The organism is Hymenobacter oligotrophus, assembly GCF_003574965.1.
Classification (GTDB): Bacteria; Bacteroidota; Bacteroidia; order Cytophagales; family Hymenobacteraceae; genus Solirubrum; species Solirubrum oligotrophum.
Map to the genome: position 1 here is coordinate 1,874,547 of NZ_CP032317.1, position 21,598 is coordinate 1,896,144.

The 21,598-nt window shown below is 62.3% G+C and carries 16 protein-coding genes; 8 read left to right on the forward strand and 8 right to left on the reverse strand.

Features of this window, described 5'->3' with window-relative positions; genetic code table 11:
* The first annotated feature begins 68 nt into the window (after window positions 1–68).
* The 4 genes from D3Y59_RS08010 to D3Y59_RS08025 all read left to right on the forward strand — a co-directional run bounded on the left by D3Y59_RS08010 (window position 69) and on the right by D3Y59_RS08025 (window position 7,471).
* Complete coding sequence (locus D3Y59_RS08010) at window positions 69–587, forward strand: hypothetical protein (RefSeq protein ID WP_119444583.1); 519 nt, start codon at window positions 69–71, stop codon at window positions 585–587.
* A 373-nt stretch (window positions 588–960) separates the two neighbouring features.
* A complete protein-coding gene (locus tag D3Y59_RS08015; RefSeq protein ID WP_119444584.1) occupies window positions 961–2,334 on the forward strand; it encodes an MBL fold metallo-hydrolase in 1,374 nt (457 codons plus the stop codon).
* A gap of 286 nt (window positions 2,335–2,620) precedes the next feature.
* Window positions 2,621–3,853: an exonuclease subunit SbcD gene (gene sbcD, locus D3Y59_RS08020; RefSeq protein ID WP_119444585.1), complete on the forward strand. Its 1,233-nt coding sequence runs from the start codon at window positions 2,621–2,623 to the stop codon at window positions 3,851–3,853.
* A gap of 192 nt (window positions 3,854–4,045) precedes the next feature.
* A complete protein-coding gene (locus D3Y59_RS08025; RefSeq protein WP_119444586.1) occupies window positions 4,046–7,471 on the forward strand; it encodes an AAA family ATPase in 3,426 nt (1,141 codons plus the stop codon).
* 31 nt (window positions 7,472–7,502) lie between these two features.
* Here D3Y59_RS08025 and D3Y59_RS08030 read toward each other — a convergent pair whose 3' ends face one another.
* A complete protein-coding gene (locus D3Y59_RS08030) occupies window positions 7,503–8,582 on the reverse strand; it encodes a DUF6687 family protein (protein WP_119444587.1) in 1,080 nt (359 codons plus the stop codon).
* 30 nt (window positions 8,583–8,612) lie between these two features.
* The gene (locus tag D3Y59_RS08035) at window positions 8,613–8,930 is read right to left on the reverse strand and encodes an HNH endonuclease (RefSeq protein WP_240410571.1); all 318 of its coding nucleotides are present in this window, start codon (window positions 8,928–8,930) and stop codon (window positions 8,613–8,615) included.
* Between the two features lie 256 nt (window positions 8,931–9,186).
* On the opposite strand from D3Y59_RS08035, the gene D3Y59_RS08040 reads away from it, so the two are divergent.
* From D3Y59_RS08040 to D3Y59_RS08050, 3 genes are all read left to right on the forward strand, one after another.
* Window positions 9,187–9,627, forward strand: a complete 441-nt coding sequence (locus tag D3Y59_RS08040) for a hypothetical protein (protein ID WP_162910632.1) — start codon at window positions 9,187–9,189, stop codon at window positions 9,625–9,627.
* 123 nt (window positions 9,628–9,750) lie between these two features.
* On the forward strand, window positions 9,751–10,068 hold the full coding sequence (trxA, locus tag D3Y59_RS08045; protein WP_119446382.1) for a thioredoxin: 318 nt from the start codon (window positions 9,751–9,753) through the stop codon (window positions 10,066–10,068).
* A 54-nt stretch (window positions 10,069–10,122) separates the two neighbouring features.
* Window positions 10,123–11,364: an NAD(P)/FAD-dependent oxidoreductase gene (locus tag D3Y59_RS08050; protein ID WP_119446383.1), complete on the forward strand. Its 1,242-nt coding sequence runs from the start codon at window positions 10,123–10,125 to the stop codon at window positions 11,362–11,364.
* 189 nt (window positions 11,365–11,553) lie between these two features.
* Here the strand turns inward: D3Y59_RS08050 and D3Y59_RS08055 are convergent, their stop codons facing one another.
* Window positions 11,554–12,333, reverse strand: a complete 780-nt coding sequence (locus D3Y59_RS08055) for a tetratricopeptide repeat protein (RefSeq protein WP_119444589.1) — start codon at window positions 12,331–12,333, stop codon at window positions 11,554–11,556.
* 191 nt (window positions 12,334–12,524) lie between these two features.
* Here D3Y59_RS08055 and lpdA point away from each other — a divergent pair, with 191 nt between their 5' ends.
* Window positions 12,525–13,919: a dihydrolipoyl dehydrogenase gene (gene lpdA / locus D3Y59_RS08060; protein WP_119444590.1), complete on the forward strand. Its 1,395-nt coding sequence runs from the start codon at window positions 12,525–12,527 to the stop codon at window positions 13,917–13,919.
* A gap of 72 nt (window positions 13,920–13,991) precedes the next feature.
* On the opposite strand, the gene D3Y59_RS08065 is transcribed toward lpdA, so the two are convergent.
* From D3Y59_RS08065 to D3Y59_RS08085, 5 genes are all read right to left on the reverse strand, one after another.
* Window positions 13,992–14,234: a hypothetical protein gene (locus tag D3Y59_RS08065; protein ID WP_162910633.1), complete on the reverse strand. Its 243-nt coding sequence runs from the start codon at window positions 14,232–14,234 to the stop codon at window positions 13,992–13,994.
* A 291-nt stretch (window positions 14,235–14,525) separates the two neighbouring features.
* Entirely contained in the window at window positions 14,526–15,983 is a 1,458-nt protein-coding gene (locus D3Y59_RS08070; RefSeq protein WP_240410572.1) for an efflux transporter outer membrane subunit, read from the reverse strand.
* 217 nt (window positions 15,984–16,200) lie between these two features.
* Window positions 16,201–19,428, reverse strand: coding sequence for an efflux RND transporter permease subunit (locus D3Y59_RS08075; RefSeq protein ID WP_119444593.1), 3,228 nt, complete (start codon window positions 19,426–19,428; stop codon window positions 16,201–16,203).
* A gap of 213 nt (window positions 19,429–19,641) precedes the next feature.
* Window positions 19,642–20,859 carry an efflux RND transporter periplasmic adaptor subunit gene (locus D3Y59_RS08080; RefSeq protein ID WP_119444594.1) on the reverse strand — a complete coding sequence of 406 codons (1,218 nt, stop codon included), beginning with the start codon at window positions 20,857–20,859 and terminating at the stop codon, window positions 19,642–19,644.
* A 93-nt stretch (window positions 20,860–20,952) separates the two neighbouring features.
* On the reverse strand, window positions 20,953–21,216 hold the full coding sequence (locus tag D3Y59_RS08085; RefSeq protein WP_162910634.1) for a hypothetical protein: 264 nt from the start codon (window positions 21,214–21,216) through the stop codon (window positions 20,953–20,955).
* Window positions 21,217–21,598: the final 382 nt, after the last annotated feature.

The window sequence follows — 21,598 nt, forward strand, 5'->3', positions numbered from 1 at the left end:
CAAGCCAATTAAACCCAAAGGCCGGCTTGCCCTCTAAGCCAGCAAATTTGCTCACAGACACGCTTGCCATGAAAAAGATGCTTTTGTTGCTGACGGTTGCGGCCCTCGGCTTTACCACCGCTCAAGCCCAAAACCCCTCGAGCGCCAACGCCGGTACGCCCAACCCCGGCAATTACCAGGGCCGCGGCCAAGGCCAAGGCCGCTTCTCGCCCGAGCAGCGCGCCGATATGCAGGCCCAACGCCTTGCCAAACAACTACGCCTTACGCCCGACCAGCAAGCTCGTGCGCGTGCCATCTTTCTGACGCAGGCCACCGAAATGGAAACCCTGCGCGCGCAAAACCAACCCGGCAACGCCGACCGCCAGGCCCTAGGTCAGAAAGTGCAGGAAGCCCGCACCCGCACCGACGAGCAGTTGCGCGGCGTGCTCACGCCGGAGCAGTTTGCCCAGTACCAAGCCAAGCGCGAAGACCAGATGGAAGACCGCCTGGAGCGCCGCGAGGAAGTGAAAGAAGCCAAGGTGAAAGCCAAAGGCGACAAAGTGAAGGTGAAAACCGACAAGAATAAAGCGAAGGTAAAAGCCGACTAAACCTCCACCTCGCTCCTTCTCCACCACCTCCACCGCTTCCAAAAGCCGCGCCTAACCTAGGGGCGGCTTTTGTGCTTTGCTGACTTTCCGGCCAAACAGCGCCCGCAAAGCTCCACCCAGGGCGTATTTATTGGTGGTAACGCTTGGTAAGCAGCGGCTTAGCTGCGTATAAACACGCAAGCGGTGCAAATTTCAAGGCTGCCGCCGGCCGATAGGATTCTCGGATTGTTATATTTGACAACGTCAGCCTGCGCCGGCTCCGGCCGCCAGGCTGTCAGCTCACGCCCAAACGGCGCGGTGCTTGCTGCCGGCAAGCCGCCTGTTGGGCGGCCGCGCCACCTAGGTGCGGCAATTGTCACTTTACGCTACATTCATGAGTCCCCTGCCTTCCTCACAACCCTTCAGGATACACCAGTTCTACGACAAAGGGTTGGCCCACGCCTCTTACGCCGTGCTCAGCGGCGGCCGCATGGCCGTCATCGACCCGGCCCGCGACCCGCAACCGTACTACGACTTCGCCGACGAGCAGGACGCCAAAATTGTGGCCGTCATCGAGACGCACCCCCACGCCGACTTCGTCTCGTCGCACCTGGAAATTGCTGAGGAAACCGGCGCCACCATCTACGTGAGCAAGCTGGTGAAGGCCACTTATCCGCACAAGCCCTTCGACGAGGGCGACCGGATTGCCATCGGGCAAGTGGAGCTGCACGCCATCAACACGCCCGGCCACTCCCCCGACTCCATCTGCATTTTGCTCGTTGATGAGTTTGCCAACATTCGGGCGGTTTTTACCGGCGATACGCTGTTTGTGGGCGACGTTGGCCGCCCCGATCTGCGCGAAGACGAAGCCGTGGGTGGCCACAAGCGCGAGGAGCTGGCCGCGCTGATGTACGACAGCACCCGCGAAAAGCTGATGACCTTGCCGCCCACCACCAAGGTGTACCCGGCCCACGGGCCCGGCTCGTTGTGCGGCAAAACCACTTCCACCGACCTCGACTCGACCATCGGCAAGGAGCTGAAAACCAACTACGCGCTGCAGCCCATGTCGCGCGACGAATTTGTGCGCGTGCTGCTCGAGGACCAGCCCTTCGCGCCCAAGTACTTTGGCCGCGACGTGCAAATCAATAAGCAAGGTGCGCCCGCCTTCGAGGATTCGATACGCTCGGTGCCGCACCTGCAAGGCGGCGCTCCGCTCGAAGCCGGTATTCCGATTATCGATACCCGCCCGGCGGCGCAGTTCCGGCAGGGCCATTTGCCCGGCGCCATCAACCTGATGGACGGTGGCAAGTTTGAGACGTGGCTGGGCTCCATCCTAGGTCCGAAAGAGCAATTCTACCTGGTGGCCGACTCGCAGATTGCTCTCGACACGGTAATCCGGAAAACTGCCAAAATCGGCTACGAGAGCAACATTAAGGGTGCATTGCTTACCCCGCGTGAGCTGGCCGCTACCGCGCCCGAAGTTGATGTGGAGCAAGTGCGCCAGCACCCCGGGCAGTTCACCATTGTCGATATCCGCAACCGCACCGAAGCCAAGCAGCCCGTTTTCGACAATGCTTTGCTGATTCCGCTGCCCGAGTTGCGCGAGCGTGCCCACGAAGTGCCTGCCGATAAGCCTGTACTGGTGCACTGCGCCGGTGGCTACCGCTCGGCCGCCGGCAGCAGCATTCTGAAGGCTGTGCTGCCCAGCGTGCCCGTGTACGACCTAGGCGAAGCCATTACGGAGTTCCAGAAGCAGGCGGTGCACTAAGCCGGTCCTTGTTTATGCTGACAACAAAAGCCCTCACCGCGTGTCGGGGCTTTTGTTTTTTTTCCATTTTAGCCCGCAGAGGGCGCCGAGGTTTACGCAGAAGTCGCGGAGCTCAGCACCCTCTGCGAAAACATTGGCTTAATCTGCGGTCTAACTAAACCAGTTTACTAACCAAGATCAGTAACCCGGTTTACCAAGCTTCTACTAATATATACGCCCACAAATTGCGGCAAAATTCAACGCGGCAAGCGTTATTTTTGGTGTTCATTACTTCTTCCACCACCGCATGAGAGTCCTGCACACCGCCGATTGGCACTTAGGCCAACGCTTCATCAGCGGCCATGAGCGCACCGAGGAGCACCGCCATTTTCTGGAGTGGCTGGTGAGAACCGTGCAGGAGCGGCAGGTGGAAGTGCTGGTGCTGGCCGGCGACGTGTTCGACACCGGCTCGCCCTCTAGCGCCGCGCTCGAGCTGTACTACTCCTTTTTGGTGCAGCTGCGCCAAACCTACTGCCGCGACATAGTGATTGTGGGCGGCAACCACGACTCGCCGGCCACGCTCAATGCCCCGGCCCGCCTGCTACGCCACTTGCGCGTGCACGTGGTGGGCTGCGTGCCCGATTGCTTCGACGACCAAGTGCTGATACTGGACGACGTCACGGGCCAACCCGGACTGGTGGTGTGCGCCGTTCCTTTCCTCCGCGACCGTGACGTGCGCCTCTCGCTGCCCGGCGAAACCGCCGAGGAGCGCGAAAGCCGCATTAAACAAGGTATTGCTGACCACTACGCTCGCGTGGCCGAGTGCGAGCGGGTTTGGCAGCACAAAGCCAACGGCTTGCCCGTGCTAGCCACCGGCCACCTCTACGCCGCCGGCGGGTCGGCTTCCGACTCGGAACGCACCATTCACGTGGGCAACCTAGGGCAGGTAACGGCCGACCACTTTTCCGATTGCTTCGACTACGTGGCCCTAGGTCACTTGCACCGCCCGCAGCGTGTGGGCGGCCGCGAGCATATCCGCTACAGCGGCTCCCCCATTCCGCTGTCGTTTTCCGAAATCCACGACCCCAAGCAGGTATTGCTGCTCGAGTTCAAAGGCACGGGCTGCCCCCGCATCGAGGCCATTGCAGTGCCTACCTCCCGCCGCCTCGTCCGTTTCCACGGCGACCTGGAGGAAGTATTAAACCAGCTTGCCGCCTACGACAACGCCGGGCTGCCCCTGCCCGCCTGGGCCGATGTAGAAATCCGCTCCGAAATAGGCCAGCTCGAGGTAGCCGAGCAGTTGCTCAAGGTTATCGAGAAGCTCGACCGCAAGCAGATTGAAGTGCTGGCCCGCCGGCATTTCCGCATCGTAACGCTCCGGCCCCTCGGCGAAACCGGAGCCGAGCCACTCACCCGCAGCCTGCACGACTTTTCGGAGCGAGAGGTGTTTGAGCGCCGCTTAGAGGGCGAGCCGGAAGACGGCCGCGAGGTGCTGCTGCGCACCTTCGACGAGTTGGTGGAGTTGATGCACTCGCGGTAGCGGCAATGACCTTGAAGATTATCCACTTACTTATCCACCAGCGCACCTTCGCACATACTCGTTGCCGCACTTGTATTCACCCAACGAGTATGTAGGCTATTGAGCGATGCGCGATAGGTGCATTGCTCTACTATCAATGTAATTTTAAGGTAGCGTTGGCCAGCTTCTGGCCGTGCGTACCTTCTTCCGCTTATGAAAATTCTCCGCGTCCGGTTCTTCAACCTCAACTCGCTGCGCGGGCAGCACGAGATTGATTTCAGCAACGCCCCGCTTTCCGATGCGGGCTTGTTTGCCATTACCGGCCCTACCGGCGCGGGCAAAACCACTATTCTCGATGCCATTACGCTAGCGCTCTACGGCCAAGTACCCCGCCACGATGGCGAGGTAGCGCAGGTAATGAGCCAAGGCACCGGCGAAAGCTGGGCTGAGGTGGAGTTTAGCGTAAACGGCAAGCTGTACCGCTCGCGTTGGGGCCAGCACCGCGCCCGCAAAAAAGCCGAAGGGCAGCTGCAGGACGCCTCCATGAGCATCAGCGAGTTGAAAGAGGGCTCCGACGAAGGCGTGATACTGGAAAGCTACAAGTCGCGGGTGCCGGCGCGGGTAGCCGAGCTTAGTGGCCTGGAGTACCGCCAGTTTTTGCGCTCGGTGCTGCTGGCTCAAGGCGAGTTTACGCGCTTTCTGAAATCGAACCCCGGCGAGCGGGCCCAACTGCTCGAAAAGATTACCGACACGCAGAAGTACTCCGAGATTTCGCGCTTCGCGTTCGAGAAAGCCAAGGAAGAAGACAAGCGTAGCGAAGCCTTGCGGGCTGGCCTCGCGGGCGTAACCCTTCTGTCGGAAGACGAACTGACCGCCCTGACGGCCGAAGTAGCCGCCCTTGAAACGCAAGCCGCTACGGCCACGGCCACGCGCCAGCGCCTCAACGAAGCTCATACCTGGCTGCGGCAGCTCGAAGACCTAGGGCTACGCCGCCAACGTGCGGCCGCCACGCTGGAGCAGCTCACGGCGCAGGCAGCCAGCCTCAAGCCCGTGCACCAGCGCCTCAAGGCCCACCAACAGGCGGCGCCGTTCAGCACGCCGTGGGCTTTGGTGCAGCAAACCGATGCGCAACTGCAGCGCCTACGCCACGAGCAAATGCAGCTGGCATTGCGCCGCCCGCTGTTGCACAACACCCTAGACACTGCCCGTCAGCAGCGCGCTACGGCCAAGCAGCAACACGCCCAAGCTCAGCAAGCCCAGCAAGAGCAGGAGCCCAAGTTGCTTGAGGCCGATAAGCTCGATGGCTTGATTGGGCAAGCCGAGGAGCAGCTCCGCAAAGAGCGCCTGGAGTACGATCAGCGCCTCGAACAGCACAAGCAGGCGGCTGCTACCATCGAGCAAACCACAGCTCAGGTGCAGGCCCTAGGTCAGCAGTTGCACGAACTCGAGCAGTGGCTGCAGCACAACCAGCGCTTGGCCGAGCTATCCGAAGCCCTGCCCGACCTTACCAGCGAACTGCAGGTTTGGACAAGCCTGCAGGCCGAATTGGGCGAGCTACGCAAAGCCGAAGCTGACCTTAAAACCCGTTTGGCAGCGGCCACTACGGCCGCGCAACGTGGCCACCACGAAACTGAAGCCACGCAGCAACGCCTTGCCGCCGTGCGCCAGCAACACCAAGCCGCCGCCACTGAGCGCGACGAATGGTTGCGCCGCCTGCTGCACCACATAGCGGCCCTGCAGCGCGAACACCGCGAGCAAGAGCAACGTTGGGACGACCTACGCCGTCTTACCCAAGCCCACCAATTAATCTTGACGCACGAGGAAGCCCGGCAGCACCTGGTTGCCGGCGAGCCGTGCCCGCTGTGCGGTGCCACCGAGCACCCCTACGCGGCCGGAGTGCTAGGCATCAGCCACGATTCGCTTAAGCAGGACCAGCAACGCGAGGAAGAGCTAGGCCAACTGGTGCGTACCCTGAATGCGCGCCTCAACCGCATGCAAAGCCTCACGGGCCTACTTGAGCACGCCGGTGGCAACGCCGCCGCGGCCGAAGCACCTACCCTGCTGGCCCTGCTAACCGAAGCCGACGAAGAAGCTGCCCCCAAAGCCGTACGGGCCATCGGCCAGCAACTCCGCGAGCTGGATCAGCAGCAGCACGACCTCGAAGTTGCTTTCACCAAAGCTCAGGGCTTGCAGCAACAAGCGGCGGCTCAGCAGCAACAGCTTACGCATGAGCTGGCTAGCCTGCACACCCGCCTGCTCGATGCCGAAGAGCGTGTGCCCGTGGTACGTGCTACCATCAGCAGCTTGCTTAGCTCGTTTGGGCTGCAGTTTACGGGCGAAAACGGGGCTACGCTGGTTGAGCAGCTGAAGCGCCTAGGTGCCGATTTTGAGCAGAAGAAGCAGGCGCGCACCAACGTAGAAAAGCAGCTCAGCACCGCCCAGGCCCGCGTGGAGGAACTCACCAAGAGCCGCACCGAAAATCAGCAGTGGTTGTCGGGCCGCAAAGAGGTATTGGTGCAGCAGTTCAAGGGCATTGAGCAGCAGCGCACGCAACGGCAAGAGTTCTTTGCCGGCGCCGACGTAGCCCAGGCGCGGGCGCAGCTAGCCGAAGCCGTGCGCCAAGCCACCGAAGCTTACGAACGCCACGACAAAGCTTTCTGCGAGCAGGAAGCAGCCCTAGCCCGCCACGACGAACGCCACAAACAACTCGGCGAAGAAATAGCCCAGCAACAGCAGCAGCGCGACCAACGCCATGCGGCCCTGCTGGCCGATTTGCAAGCCGCCGGCCTGCCCGCCGATGGTGCCGAGTTGGCTGCCCGCCTGCTGCCCGAGCAAGAGGTGCACCGCTTAGCCGAGCAACTGCAAGCGCACGAGCGGGCTGTAGCGGCTGCGCAACACAGCATTACGGAGCTTACGCATCAGCACCAAACCGAGCAGGCCCGCGCCCTCACCACCGAATCGGCGGAGGTGGTGCAGGTGCAGCTGCGCGAGGCCGAACACCAGTTGGCCGCTATCAACCAGCAGTTGGGCCAGCGACAACAGCGCCTTGCCGACCACCGCAGCGGGCAGGAGCGCCACGCCCAGATTGTGGCCGAGCTTGATAAGCAATTGCAGGAGGCTCGCCGTTGGCGCCGGTTGGCGGAGCTCATTGGCTCGGCCGATGGCAAGAAGTTCAGCGAGTTTGCGCAGGGCCTCACGCTGGCCCGCCTCGTAGAGCTGGCCAACCGCCACCTAGGCCGCCTCAACGACCGATACCGCATCACCCGCAACCCCAACGAGCACCTCGACCTGCTGATTGTGGACGAATACCAGGCCGGCAGCACCCGCTCGATGAACTCGCTGTCGGGTGGGGAAAGTTTTTTGGTGAGCTTGGCTTTGGCCCTAGGTCTGTCGGAGTTGGCTGGCCGCAAGACGCAGATCGACACGCTCTTCATCGACGAAGGCTTCGGCACCCTCGACCCCGACACACTTGATGTGGCGCTTTCGGCCCTCGAAACGTTGCAGGGCACCGGCAAGATGATCGGCGTGATATCGCACGTGGAGGCGCTGAAAGAGCGCGTAAGCACCCAAATCCACGTGCGCCGCGGCGCGGGCGGCGTCAGCTCGCTGCGCGTGGTAGGCTTCGGCAGCGAAGGGTAACCCAACCGTAGCGCGGACTTTGCAGTCCACGCTACGGTTGGGCAGCTACACCAGTTGCTCTGGTTTCATCCCAACTCCAATAGCGCCGGGGTTCAACACCAACATATTGGGTCTTGAAGAAGCGAACCACCTCCGTTTCCAATTCAGCAGCAGGAATAGAAGACGCATAAATAGGCCGCTGATCGGGGTCGGCGTAGCGCTGCACTTTGCTGAGGCCGCGGCCGGAAAGGCGCATTTGCGGGCCGGTGTCGGTAACGGCATCGCACGTCCAGAGGCGGCGGGTGGTTTCAAGCTCGTTCAGGCGTTCGGCTAGGGCTTGCAACGGCAGGCGCGGCAGCGTGGGGCGGCTTTCCAAATCAACCCACGTGGTGTATTTATACTCCAGCTCGTAACGCTGCTCGTTGTAGCAACTCAGCACCATATCGTAGCCTGCTGTGGGCCCGAACAAGGCGTAATAAGGCAGCGGCTCGGGTGTGTGCACCACCACCAAGCCAAGCTCCGGGTAGCGGTGCAGCTGCGTGGCGGAGCTTTGCATTACCTCAGTGGCTTGGCGCACGCGCTCGTACTCCGGAACCCAGGCTCCGCGCCCTAGGTTGGGGTTTTGCATTACCTCGGCAAAGGCAGGCAGAAACCAAGCAAACTTTTCAGCCGAGGCTTCGTCTTCGCGACGGCGCAGCTCAGGAGCCCCAAACGGCGGGTAAAACAGCTCCTTCTCCTTCGCATTCAGCCAGCATACCAGCTTAAGAGCGGTGTCGGCCAACGGGTGCTGCCAATCCAGCTCCCGAAAATCACCTAGGGTAGCTACCATGCGCAGCAAGGTTTCGTGCTGCTTGGCTAGCCCAGGGTTCAGCAGCGCCCACACGCCCACAAAACCATCCACATCGAAGTGGTTGGCCGTCACAAACTGCGCGCCTTGCAGCTCGGGTGGTTGTTGCAGCAGCGCCCGTAGCGCCGAGCCGGCGCTGGTATCGTCGCGGTAAAGTTCGGGCGTGGGTGCCTGCCGCCAGTGCGCCAGCGTAAGGGTAGCCCTAGGTAAAATACTGTCGACCACCACCGTGGCAGCGGCTTGCCGGCGGGCTTGGGCAAACGGCAGAAATGTAAGCTGGGGCATAGGCCGGCAAATAAACACCCGCCGAGCCAATTAGCGCCGCCGCCGGCGGTTGCTGATGCGCTCCACGCGGCTGCGCTTTATCCAGTGCAGGTACTTTTGGAGCTCACCGGCGCTGCGTAGGGCCTCAACCGAATGGTATTGCCGGGCCAACTCCTTGTTGGTGAGCAGCAAATGCACGGTGCTGTGGCACGGCTGGCACAAGTCGACGGTGGGGCCGTAGCGGCCGCCTTCTTCGCGGGGCACTAAGTGGTGGCGCGATACGTGCTGCACCTGCCGCTCGCAGAGTTGGCAGGTGGGCTCGGGCGGCGGGGCCGCAGCTGCAAGGTGTATTTTCCGACGTCGGGCCACGAAACAGGCTTACGCGAAGCCCGGATAGCAGGATACCCAGGCCGGCAGCGAAAAACAGGCGATTCAGAAAAAATTTACTTGTGCTTTTTTCAAGGCGCTTGTCAGATTTATATATTTGGTAGCATCAGTGTGGCAAAGGCCCAATAAGTCAATTTCTTACCTAGCTGCACTCGCTGCCGTTGCGGGGCACCCCTGCCCGGCAACCCCGCTTTCCTTCCGCTTTCTCCTCCTATTACTTCACTCACTCCTCCGCCCTATGAACACTCCTACCCTTGCTTTGTGGAAACGCATGAGCAGCCTTGCCGCGCTGCTTGTTGTGTTGCTGCTGTGCTCGCCTAGCGCTAAGGCCCAAACCTGGATGGTATCCACCGACCCGTTTGTGAAAATTGGGGTGGCTGACAAATTCGGCCAACTTGGTGCCTACAAGGCCAAGTTCACGGTTACGAGCCAGTCGTCGGGCAAAACCTACACCCTAGTGAAAAGCGTGCAGAACGGCCAGAACGGCGTCGACGTGATTTTCCCGAGCCCGGCCACCGAGGCCGATTTCTTCCAGACTGACAACGGCATTGCGGCCAACGGCGCCCCCGGCGAATACACCTGGGTTTGCGAAGTAAGCGGCAAGCGTGCTGGCGGTGGCCGCTTCTCGCTGCCCGCCGTATCGAACGACGTGACGGTGGTAGAGCGCGCCAAGAAATAACCCCCTCACAACCTTTGGCACCTGCCGCCCGGCCCGCACCCACGCGCCGGGCGGTTTCATTTTTTGCCTACCCGGCCGGTTTGCGGCTGCGTATACTTGCGCAGCAACAAGCCCTCCGTACCCATGGCCAAAAAATCCTTCAACGAGCTCATCAACAGCCCGGGCATGCCTGTGCTGGTCGATTTTTACGCCGATTGGTGCGGCCCCTGCAAAGCCATGGCGCCCATTCTGGAGCAGGTGGCGGCGCGGCACCAAGGCAAGGTCAAGATCATTAAAGTAGACGTAGACCGCAACCCGGCGGCCGCGCAGCAGTTTCGGGTGCAGGGCATTCCTACGCTTATCCTGTTTCACAAAGGCCAGCCGGTGTGGCGGCAGTCGGGCGTGGTGCCCGAGCCGCAGCTCAACCAAGTACTTGCGAGCTACGTGGGCCAACGCGCCTAAGCAAATTGCGCGGCTTATCTTGTGCGGCCGGTGCTGTTGCGCCGGCCGTTTTTTATGCGCCACGCCGATATCTGCATCCTGGGGGCCGGCCCTGCCGGTGCCACTGCTGCCCTTCACCTAGCCAATGCCGGCCACCGCGTAACGGTGCTCGACAAGGCAACTTTTCCGCGCGACAAGGTGTGCGGCGATGCGCTCAGCGGCAAGGTGCTGATGGAGTTACGGCGCATTGATGAGGCATTGCCGGCCAAGCTGGCCGCCTGGCCCGGCCAGATACCCAGTTGGGGCATCGATTTTTTTGCGCCCAACGGCCAGCGCCTCAGCGTACCCTTTCGGCCCCGCTACAATCCCGATACCGAAGCCCCCGCCGGCCACGTAGCCCGGCGCGTCGATTTCGACCATTTGCTGGTTGACGAACTGCGCCAGCGCCCGGAGGTGGAGTTGCTCGAAGGCATAGCCGTGGCCGACCACCGCCTAGGTGCCGACGGCCGCTGGCAGCTACTCGATGCCGCCAATCAGCCCATTATCACGGCGCGCTTGCTGCTGGTGGCCAACGGGGCGCAATCGGCGTTTGCGCGGCAAATTGGCGGGCACGCGCTGGAGCCGGCGCACCACTGCGCCGGCCTGCGGGTGTACTACCGCGGCGTGCGGCAGCTGCACCCGCACAATTTCATCGAGCTGCACTTTCTGCCCGATTTTTTGCCGGGTTACCTCTGGATTTTTCCGCTGCCCGACGGCGCCGCCAACGTGGGCGTGGGCATGCTTACCCAGGAAGTTTCGCGCAAGCGCGTGAACCTGCGCGAGCGGCTGCACGAGCTGCTTACCACCCACCCCAAGCTGCGCGAGCGGTTTGCCGACGCCACGCCCGAGGGCCCGGTGCGCGGTTTTGGCTTGCCCCTAGGTTCGAAGCGCCGCTCGCTCTCCGGCAACGGCTACCTGCTGCTGGGTGATGCCGGCTCCCTTATCGATCCGTTCACGGGCGAGGGCATCGGCCACGCCATGATTTCGGGCCGGCACGCCGCCGACTGGGCCGCCCGTGCCCTGGCCGCCAACGATACCTCCGCTCGCTTGCTGCAGGGCTACGATGCGGCCGTGTACCGCCGCCTAGGTAAAGAACTGCGCCTGAGCCACGGCATGCAGCGGCTGCTGCGCTGGCCTAGCCTGTTCAACTTTGTGGCCAACCGCGCCGCGCGCAACCCCACGCTGGCCGAAACCCTTTCGGCCATGTTCCTCGACCTTGATTTGCGCGAGCGGCTGCGGCAACCGTCGTTTTACTTGCGCCTGTTGGCAGGCAAATAACGGCGCATAGCCTACGATCAGCAGGCCGGCGTGTAGCGCGGTAATGTGTTCCGCGACGTGCCTAAGGACGTATGTACAAACGCACGAAATCACCAAGCGGCGCGGCAACAGATACGCGTCCGTTGGGCGCGTCGCGGAACGGATTTCCGCGCTACACCGCGGCAGACTGCTGGCATGCCCTAGGTGCTCTTACTTGCCCGCGTAGCGGCGCAGGCTTTTGTTGGCTTCGGGGTTGAGCGCGGCGGCGCGCTCCAGGTCTTTGCGGGCGTCTTCGGGTTTGTTGAGCGAAGCGTAGCAAATGCCGCGGTACTCGTAGGCATCGGCGTACTGCGGATCGAGGTCGATGGCCTTGTTGAAATCGGGCATGGCGCTTTTGTAGTTGCCGAGCTGCATTTTGGCAATGCCGCGGCCAAAATAAGCCTCTTTATCGGCGGGGCTGTACCGAATGGCTTTGCCAAAGTCGCTGATGGCGGCGTTGTACTCTTTCAAGCGCAAGCGCGTGAGGCCGCGGTTGTACAAGGCCACGGGGTTGGTGGCTTTCACGCGCAAGGCCGCGTTGAAATCGGTGAGGGCATTGCGGTAATCCTTGAGTTGCGCTTTGGCACGGCCGCGGGCAATCAGGGCGTCGGCGTTGCGCGGGTTGGTTTTCAGGCGGGCGTCGGCAGCTTTAATCTCGGTCCGAAAATCGGCCGGGGTGAGGCGTTCGGCCACGGCAGCCCTAGGTGCCGCAGGTGCCGTGGGCGCAGCGGCACCTAGCACGGGGGTGGGCGCGTTGCTGGCCACGGGCGTGGCAGACGTGGTGGTGAGGGGCCGGCTCGAATCGGCCGCGGCGGCGGCCTCGGCCTCGTTGAGGCGCGCGCGCGCAGCCATGGTGGGCGTTTCGTTTTCGCGGGTGGCCGAGCACTGGGCCGTAAGCAGAATTAGCAGCAGGCCGCCCAAAGCGGGCAAGTTGGGTATGGTTGGTTTCATCAGAAGTCGTCAGAAAAAAATAATGCAAGCGCGGAAAAGCCCAAACCCAGGCCCCGCGGTTTAGTATACGGCGCCCGCCCGCCAAAGTACCGCGCATTGGGGCGGTATTGCCGGGGCGGCTATCTTTGCCCACCCGAGCCCTGGCTGGGCCCGGCTTTCATTTGCCCATCTTTCCCATCAGACAACCTTATATGGCATTGCAGTACGACGTAGTCGTGATTGGCTCGGGCCCTGGCGGCTACGTAGCGGCCATTCGCGCCTCGCAGCTTGGCCTGAAAGTAGGCGTGGTAGAGCGCGAATCGCTCGGTGGTATCTGCCTCAACTGGGGCTGTATCCCCACCAAAGCCCTGCTGAAATCGGCGCAGGTATTCGACTACCTGAAGCACCCGCAGGACTACGGCCTCTCGGCCGACAACGTAGGCTACGACTTTGGCGCCGTGGTAAAGCGCAGCCGCGGCGTGGCCGAGGGCATGAGCAAGGGCGTTACCTTCCTGCTGAAGAAAAACAAGGTTGACGTAATTTCGGGCACGGCTAAAATCAGCAAGCCCGGCGAAGTGGCTGTAACCAAGGCCGATGGCGGCGCCGAAACCATTCAGGCCAAGCACATCATCCTGGCTACCGGCGCCCGCGCCCGCGAGCTGCCCAACCTGCCCATCGACCACAAAAAAATTCTTGGCTACCGCGATGCCATGGTGCTGCCCGAGCAGCCCAAAAGCATGGTGGTAGTAGGCTCGGGCGCCATCGGCGTGGAGTTTGCCTACTTCTATGCCACCATGGGCACCAAGGTTACCATCGTGGAGTTCATGCCGCGCATCGTGCCGGTGGAGGACGAAGAGGTATCGAAGCAGCTGGAGCGTTCGTTTAAAAAGTCGGGCATCGACATCCTGACCAACGCCTCGGTAGAGAAGGTAGATACAAGCGGCGCCGGCTGCAAAGTGACCATCAAAACCGCTAAGGGCGAGCAGCAAATGGAGGCCGACGTGGTGCTGAGCGCCGTGGGCATTCAGCCGAACCTCGAAAACCTAGGCCTTGAGGAGCTGGGCATCACGGTGGAGAAAGGCCGCATCAAGGTGGATGAGTACTACCGCACCAACGTGCCCGGCATCTACGCCATCGGCGACATCGTGCCCGGCCCGGCGCTGGCGCACGTGGCTTCGGCCGAAGGCATTACCTGCGTGGAGGCCATTGCGGGCCACCACCCCGAGCCCATCAACTACGGCAACATCCCCGGCTGCACCTACTGCTACCCCGAAATTGCCTCGGTGGGCCTCACCGAAGAAGAAGCCCGCAAGCAGGGCTACGACGTGCTCGTGGGCAAATTTCCCTTCTCGGCCTCGGGCAAAGCGTCGGCTTCGGGGGCTAAGGATGGCTTTGTGAAAGTCATCTTCGACAAGAAGTACGGCGAATGGCTGGGTGCCCACATGATTGGCGCCGGCGTAACCGACATGATTGCGGAAGCCGTGGTGGCGCGCAAGCTCGAAACCACCGGCCACGAAATCATCAAGGCCATTCACCCCCACCCCACCATGTCGGAGGCGGTGATGGAAGCTGCCGCCGCTGCCTACGGCGAGGTAATTCACTTGTAAGCCCTAGGTAAGCTTATAGGCCAACGGCCCGCCGGAACAGTGTTCCGGCGGGCCGTTGTGCTTGTTGTAGTATTACTTCGATTTCTTTCGGTGCACCAAGCTCCGAATTCTGGAAAGCCTTCGTTTCAGCACCCTGCCGATAAGCGCCGCCTTGGCTTTCTGCCGCTGCTGCAAATGGGTTAGTTGCTGAAACCCGGCCCAAATATTGACGGGGTCGAACAATGCCAAGGATGCAGCCAAATCAGGCTCAGGAGCCTGGTTGAACGCGTATCCGTTTTGGCGAGCTTGATCGAACAATCCGATAGGTACGGCCATGGCGTTAAGCATTGGTATTCTCAAATATTAGCAATAACAATGTATAACCCAAGCTCAGGCACGGCATTATTCCCGCGCACTGCCCATTTAACAGCGCCATTTTGCCAAGCCTGGCAGCGCCAGCAACGTTTTCAGGTTACTCAACTGGCCTTCCTTCTGTTTTACCGTCTGGTAGCTGGTGTTTCTCCTAGGTTCCGCTCGATGCAGCATATCCACACGGCACGGGCTACACGCCCAACAATTCTTCGTCTAGGGTGTTGGGCCGGCACGCATGCACAGAGTTCAACAAGGTCACGGGTTGGTGGCAGCCGCCTCCCAGCCACCACCTAGGGCACGGTACAACTCGATAAGCAGTTGAAATTGCTCCTTGCGCAGTTGGGTAGCTTCCAGCTCGGCATCGAGCACATTGCGCTGAGCGGTAATGACTTCGAGGTAAGTAGCCCGGTTGGCCACGTACAGGCTGTTGGAGGCCTCCACCGCCCGGTTGAGCGAGGCTACCTCTTGCTGCTTAAAAGCGTAGGCCCGCCGGAAATAAGCCAGCCCGCTGAGGTTGGTGTGCACCTCCCGAAAACCGGTCTGCAGGGCCTTCTGGTAAGCAAAAACTGCTTCGCGCTCGGTGGCGGTAGCGCGCTGATAATCGGCTTTTATCTGGCTGCGGTTGAACACGGGTGCGGCCAAGCCCGCCAGCAGCCCAAAGGCTACCGATTGCGGCTGAAACAACAGCGACGTGCGGTAGGCGTTCAGCCCCACATAGGGCGTGATGGTGAGCGAAGGCAGAAACGCCGCCCGGGCAGCAGCCACGTCGGCGCGGGTAGCGGTTAGCTCCAACTCGGCCTGCCGGATATCGGGGCGGCGCAGCAGCAAACGGGTGGGCACGCCGGCAGCCACGCTATCGGGCAGTGCCTGCTGCCGGATGGGCGCGCCCCGCACCACGCGCTGCGGGTACCGACCCAGCAGTTGGTTCAGCTCGTTTTCGGCCCGCACGATGCGCTGGCGTACTTGCTGCTCGAGGCTTTGGGTGCGCAGCATTTGCGCAGTAAACTGCTGCACAGCCAACTCGGTGGCGCGCCCACCGGTTTTCTGCACCTGCACAATCTCGAGGGCGCGCTCCTGCAGGCGGGCGTTGCGCACCAGCACATCCAGCTCCGAGTCGAGGGCCAGCAGTTCGTAGTACAGGCTGGCTACCTGCGCCACCAGCGAGGTGGTAACCAGGTAGCGGCCTTGCTCGGTAGCCAACAAACGCGCATAGGCTGCCTGCCGGCGCTGCCGCAGCCGGCCCCACAGGTCGATTTCCCAGGTGCTACGCAGGCCCAGAAAGTAGTCGGGCGTGGCAGGATTGGGGATGCGCTGGTCGCCGCGGATGTTGGGCGAAAGGTTGGTGTCGTAGTTGCCGACGCCGTTGAGCGTGTACTTGCCCCACCGATCGAAACCGGCGGCGGTTACCCCGCTTACCGTTGGGAACAGCGCCCCGCGGGCCGCCACCACCGAGGCCCGCGCCTGCTCGATGCGCTGCACGGCCATGCGCACATCGAGGTTGTTTTGCAGGGCTGTATCGATGAGGCTGACCAGCCGGGCATCGGCAAAGAACTCGCGCCAAGGCCGCTCGGCAACGCTGGCCGAGTCGGCGGCAGCGGCGGGGCCGTACTGCGCCGGCAGCACGGCCGCGGCCCTAGGTGGTGTGGGCTCGGCCACTTTGCAGCCAGCTAGCAGCAGCAGGCTTAGCAGGAAATACAAGCGTTGAGAAAGCATGAGGTAGAGCATAAGAGCGGGCCGCCGCGGGTGCAGGGCCCGGCCTAGGTGGAGCGGCGCGTTGTGCAGGGCACCAGCGGAAGCTTCGGCACCGGTTCGCAGAAAAATGGCGGTTCCCCAACCGTAGCCATTTGCTTGCTCTCCGGCCCGAAGCCTGGCTGTGCCCGGCACAACGCTAAGCGGCCTTGCCACCTAGGCGTTTAATCCGTTGTGTTACTTAAGCTGGTTCGGGCTCGAGGCGCCGCACCGCGTGCCGGGTTTCCACCGGGGCTTCTTCGTCATCTTCTTCCGCAGCAGCGGGTTTGCTGAGGCCGGCAAACAGCACGTACAGGCCGGGAATCAGCACTACCCCAAACAGGGTACCGATGAGCATACCGCCCGCCGAGGCCGTGCCGATGGAGCGGTTGCCCATGGCCCCGGCGCCCGAGGCAATGCACAGCGGAATCAGGCCCGCGATGAACGCAAACGACGTCATCAGAATGGGCCGCAGGCGCGACACGGCGCCCTCCACGGCGGCCTCGAGCACCGAGGCGCCTTGCTGCCGGCGCTGGTTGGCTACCTCGATGATGAGGATGGCGTTTTTGCCTAGCAAGCCGATAAGCATTACCAGCGCCACCTGCGCGTAGATGTTGTTTTCGAGACCTAGGAGCTTCAGCGACAGGAAGGCGCCGAACACGCCGGTGGGCAACGACAACAGCACCGGCATGGGCAGCAGGAAGCTCTCGTACTGGGCGGCCAGCAGCAGGTACACGAACACGATTACCACCAGAAAAATGTACACGGCCTGGTTGCCCGACAGGATTTGCTCGCGCGTCATGCCCGACCACTCAAAGCTGAAGCCGCGGGGCAGCTCTTTGGCAGCTACGCGCTCGGCCGCCGCGATGGCGTCGCCGGACGAGAAGCCAGGGGCGGGGTCGCCGTTGAGCATGGCCGAGGTGTACATGTTGTAGCGGGTGAGCAGTTCGGGACCGAACACGCGCTCCATGCGCAGGAACGTGGAGTAAGGCACCATTTCGCCGCGGTCGTTTTTGACGTAGAGCTTGAGCACGTCCTCGGGGGCGGCGCGGTAGTTGGGCGCAGCCTGCACCATTACCTTGTACATGCGCCCAAAGCGGATGAAGTTGGAAGCGTAGAGCGAGCCCAACAGCGTCTGGAGGGAGTTCATGGCCCGGTCCACGGTTACGCCTTTTTTGGCGGCCATCTCCTGGTCGACGTGGATGAGGTACTGCGGGAAGCTGGCGTCGAAGGTGGTGAAGGACGCCCCGATGGCGGGCGTTTGCGCCAGGGCCGTTACGAAGCGGTTGGTGACGGCGGCCGTCTGCTGCAGGTCGCCGCGGCCGGTTTTGTCGAGCACGCGCAGCTCAAAGCCGCTGCTGTTGCCAAAGCCCGGCACGGTGGGCGGCGAGAAGAACTCGATGTTGGCGTCGGTGATGTGGGCCGTGCGCTTGCGCAGCTCCGCAATCAGCTCGGTGGCCGTTTGGGGCCGCTCGTCCCAGGCTTTGAGGTTGATCATGCCCATGCCATAGGAGGCGCCGGCCACCTCGTTGAGCAAGCTGTAGCCGGCCAGCGTCGTCACCGATTCTACCGGCTCCAGCTTGGCGGCAGCTTGCTGAATCTGATCGAGCACGCGCTCGGTGCGCTCTACCGTGGCGCCGGGCGGGGCCGTTACGTTCACGTAAATCATGCCCTGGTCCTCGGTTGGGATAAAGCCCGAGGGCAGCACCGTGCTCACGCCGTACGTAGCCAGGCAGAACGCCAGAAACAAACCCAGCGTAACCGCGCGCCGGGGAGCCAGCCACCGCAGCAGGTTTTCGTAACGCCGGGCCAGCTGGTCGTAGCGGTGGTTGAAGCCGGCAAAAAAGCGGGCCATCGGCCCCGGGCGTTTGGGCGCGGCGTGGGCATCGGCCGTGGCGTCTTCGGTAGCCGTGCCGTGCGCGGGCATTGGCCTGAGCAACAGGGCGCACAAGGCCGGCGTCAGGGTAAGCGCGTTGATGCCCGAGATGACGATGGAAATGGCCAGCGTCAGGGAAAACTGCCGGTAGAACACGCCCACCGGGCCCGACATAAACGCCACCGGCACGAACACGGCCGACATTACCAGCGTGATGGCCACGATGGCCCCGCCAATTTCGCGCATGGCGGCCAGCGTGGCGGCCCGGGCCGACAAATGCTCCTCGTGCATCTTGACGTGCACGGCCTCCACCACCACAATGGCGTTGTCGACCACAATGCCAATGGCCAGCACCAGGGCGAAGAGCGTGAGCAGGTTGATGCTAAAGCCCAGCATTTGCATAAAGGCCAGCGTGCCAATAAGCGCCACGGGCACGGCCAGGGCCGGAATCAGGGTGGAGCGCCAGTCCTGCAAAAACACGTACACCACCAGAAACACCAGCAGAAAGGCCTCGAGCAAGGTGCGCACCACTTCCTGAATGGAGGCGTCGAGGAAGCGCGACACGTCGTAGCTGATGTTGTAGGACATGCCCGGCGGGAAGCTGGTTGCTTGCAGCTCCGCCATGCGCGCCTTTACGTTGGCAATTACCTCGCGGGCGTTGGAGCCGGGGCGCTGCTTAAGCATGATTGCGGCCGAGGCGCGGCCGTCGGTTTTGGAGGCCATGCCGTAGCTGAACGTGCCAAATTCCACGTCGGCCACGTCCTTCAGGCGCAGAATGGAGCCGTCGGCATTGGCCCGCACCACGATGTTGCGGTACTGCTCCGGCTCGAAAAACTTGCCGGTGTAGCGCAGCACGTACTGCAGCATTTGGGCCGTGCGGCCGGAGCTTTCGCCGGCCTGGCCGGGAGCGGCCTCCACGTTCTGGGCCCGGATGGCCTCCACCACTTCGTCGGCCGACACGTTGTAGGCCAACAGGCGGTCGGGCTTTACCCACACGCGCATGGAGTACTCGCGGGAGCCCATGATTTCGGCCCGGCCCACGCCGTCGATGCGCTTAAGCTCCTGCAGGATGTTGATATCGGCGAAGTTGTAGATAAACTTCTCGTCGGCCGCCGGGTCGGTGCTCATCACGTTCAGGTAGAGCAACATGCTGTTGACTTCCTTTTCCGTGGTTACGCCGGCGCGGATCACCTCCACGGGCAGCTCGTCGATAACCGTCGTGACGCGGTTCTGCACGTTCACGGCGGCTAGGTCGGGGTCGGTGCCTACCTCAAAAAACACCTGCACGGCCGTGATGCCGTTGTTGCTGGTCACCGTCGACATGTACGTCATGCCCGGCACGCCGTTGATGGCGCGCTCCAGCGGCGTGGCCACGGCCTTGGCGCACACCTCGGCGTTGGCCCCGGTGTACTTGGCCGTTACCGTTACGGAGGGCGGCACAATTTCGGGAAACTGCGTGATGGGCAGGGTAAGAAACGCCAGCCCGCCCAGCAGCACAAAAATCAGCGAAATGACCAGCGAGAGTACCGGTCGTTTGATAAACAATGCGAGCATGCAGGAGATAAATGGTCAGTTGACAGTCGTCAGCGACTTGAGAAAAACACCCTGCCCCTCACGCCCGCCCAAAGCCGCGTTGCCAACCGGCCAGAGCCACCTCTTTCACCTTGTTTCTCCTTGAAAATGGCTTTGGCCGGGGTGGGGCAACGCTGCTTCGGCGGGCGGATGTCGCGTGCTGAACAGGTGGAGAGCAGCGACATGGGGCGAAACTCAGTAGGCGTGCACCGTGGCTACCGAACCGCTGCCGCCACCGCTGGGCCTAGGTGCTGGCGCCAGCAGGCTATCGATGCCCACGGCCCGGGGCCTGATGCGCATACCGTCGCGGGCATCCTGCACGCCTTCGTACACCACCCGGTCGCCGGGCTTCAGGCCGGCTTCCACCACATAAAAGTGCGAGAGGCGCGTTTTGGGCACAAAGTGCGTTTGGCGCAAGCGGTTGTCTTGGCCGACGAGGAACACGTAGTTTTTGTCCTGAAGCTCGAACACGGCCTTTTGCGGCAGCAGCACGGCATTGGCTACCTCGCTGGCGAGCTTAATGCGGCCGGTGGCGCCGTGCTTCAGCAGCTTATCGGGGTTCTGGAAACGCGCCCGGAACGCAATGGAGCCGGTGTTGGCATCGAACTCGCTCTCCACGGTTTCGATGCGCCCTAGGTGCGGGTACTGCGAGCCATCGGCCAGCACCAGCTGCACCTCGTCGGCGTGGCTGCTGGGGCCTTTGGCGCGGCGCTTCATGTAGTCGAGGTACTCGCCCTCCGACACCGTGAAGTAGGCAAACACGGCCCGGATGTCGGACACGGTGGTGAGCAAGGTGCCGTCGTCGACCAGACTGCCCACTTTCAGCGGAATCCGGTCGATGATGCCATCGAAGGGGGCGCGCACCTGCGTGTACGAGAGGTGCAGTTGGGCATCGGCCAACGACGAGCGGGCCTGCGCGGCCTCGGAGTGCGCGGCCTTCAGCTTGGCCTGGGCCACCTCCAGCTCCGTTTTCGACACGATGTTTTTATCGACCAGCAGCGTTACTTGCTTTACCTCCAGCTCGGCTACGCGGGTGGCGGCTTGGGCGCTGGCCAAGGCCGCTTTTGCCTTGCTGATTTGGGTGCGGTACGGCGCGTCGTTGATGCTGAACAGCAGTTGGCCTTGTGTTACCTCCTGGCCTTCGTCGACGTGAATTTTATCGAGGAAACCCTGCACGCGGCCGCGCACCTCCACGTTGCGCAGGGCCTGAATGTCGGCTACGTACTTGCGAAACAGCACGGTATCCTTGGCTACAAGCTGCGTAACGGGCAGCACGGGCGTAGCTTCGGTGGCGGCGGCGGCGTTGGCCGATTGCTCGGTTTCGCCTTTGGCCGTGCAGCCGGCCAGGGCCAGGCCACCTAGGGCGGCGGAAAGCAGGGGTAAGCGTAGTATTTGGGGTAGCGGTGCGAGCATAGCTATTTGCCTTGCAAAGGCAATAAGGGTGGTTGGCGCCTCCAAAATTGATGTAGCGACATTAGAGCCGCATTAGGGCGGCATTAGAAAACATTAGAGGCGAGTTTGGGCGGTGGGCTGCCGTTGCCGCAGCAGGCTAACCAGCACGCTATCCTTGCGCAGCTGCTCGGCCTGGCAGGCGGCCAATTGGCCTTGCATCAGGCGCAGCTCCACCGCCGACTCGTCGGCCACGGTTTCGCGGTCGAGGCGGTAATCGGCTCCGGGGTACAGCAAATAGCAGTTTAGGCTGGCCGACAACAGCAACGCCGCCAGCAGCAGCAAAGCGGGCAGCGGCGTTGGCCGACGATGCTTTTTCATGGGCATAAATGCACGGATCGGCCACAAAGGAGGCCGTAGCGCATTAGAGCCGCGTGAGAATCGGATTAGAAAAAATTAGAAGGGCATGCGGCAAGTGCGTTTGCCGGGCGTGTCGCGCCTTAACACGGCCTGTTGAGCATGTTGCGCTTGGAGCAAGGTACCGCGGCATTTCACCGGGTAGTGTTATCATCCTGAGCCTGAGCGAAGGGCCTTATCGAAACCTCACCCCCCGGCCCCCCTCCAGAAGAGAGGGGAGCTAGGCGACCTAGGGCCGTTGTCATGTCGAGCAGGGCGAGACATCTGGGGTGCTGACGCTTGATAGCATCCACTCCCCTCTCTTCGGGAGAGAAGCTTGCCGCGTAGGGGTCCCGTGAGGTTCAAC

Coding starts and splice junctions, on each gene's coding strand:
- D3Y59_RS08010 (WP_119444583.1), top strand. CDS start 69: ATGAAAAAGATGCTTTTGTTGCTGACGGTTGCGGCCCTCGGCTTTACC.
- D3Y59_RS08015 (WP_119444584.1), top strand. CDS start 961: ATGAGTCCCCTGCCTTCCTCACAACCCTTCAGGATACACCAGTTCTAC.
- sbcD (WP_119444585.1), top strand. CDS start 2,621: ATGAGAGTCCTGCACACCGCCGATTGGCACTTAGGCCAACGCTTCATC.
- D3Y59_RS08025 (WP_119444586.1), top strand. CDS start 4,046: ATGAAAATTCTCCGCGTCCGGTTCTTCAACCTCAACTCGCTGCGCGGG.
- D3Y59_RS08030 (WP_119444587.1), bottom strand. CDS start 8,582: ATGCCCCAGCTTACATTTCTGCCGTTTGCCCAAGCCCGCCGGCAAGCC.
- D3Y59_RS08040 (WP_162910632.1), top strand. CDS start 9,187: ATGAACACTCCTACCCTTGCTTTGTGGAAACGCATGAGCAGCCTTGCC.
- trxA (WP_119446382.1), top strand. CDS start 9,751: ATGGCCAAAAAATCCTTCAACGAGCTCATCAACAGCCCGGGCATGCCT.
- D3Y59_RS08050 (WP_119446383.1), top strand. CDS start 10,123: ATGCGCCACGCCGATATCTGCATCCTGGGGGCCGGCCCTGCCGGTGCC.
- D3Y59_RS08055 (WP_119444589.1), bottom strand. CDS start 12,333: ATGAAACCAACCATACCCAACTTGCCCGCTTTGGGCGGCCTGCTGCTA.
- lpdA (WP_119444590.1), top strand. CDS start 12,525: ATGGCATTGCAGTACGACGTAGTCGTGATTGGCTCGGGCCCTGGCGGC.
- D3Y59_RS08065 (WP_162910633.1), bottom strand. CDS start 14,234: ATGGCCGTACCTATCGGATTGTTCGATCAAGCTCGCCAAAACGGATAC.
- D3Y59_RS08070 (WP_240410572.1), bottom strand. CDS start 15,983: ATGCTTTCTCAACGCTTGTATTTCCTGCTAAGCCTGCTGCTGCTAGCT.
- D3Y59_RS08075 (WP_119444593.1), bottom strand. CDS start 19,428: ATGCTCGCATTGTTTATCAAACGACCGGTACTCTCGCTGGTCATTTCG.
- D3Y59_RS08080 (WP_119444594.1), bottom strand. CDS start 20,859: ATGCTCGCACCGCTACCCCAAATACTACGCTTACCCCTGCTTTCCGCC.
- D3Y59_RS08085 (WP_162910634.1), bottom strand. CDS start 21,216: ATGAAAAAGCATCGTCGGCCAACGCCGCTGCCCGCTTTGCTGCTGCTG.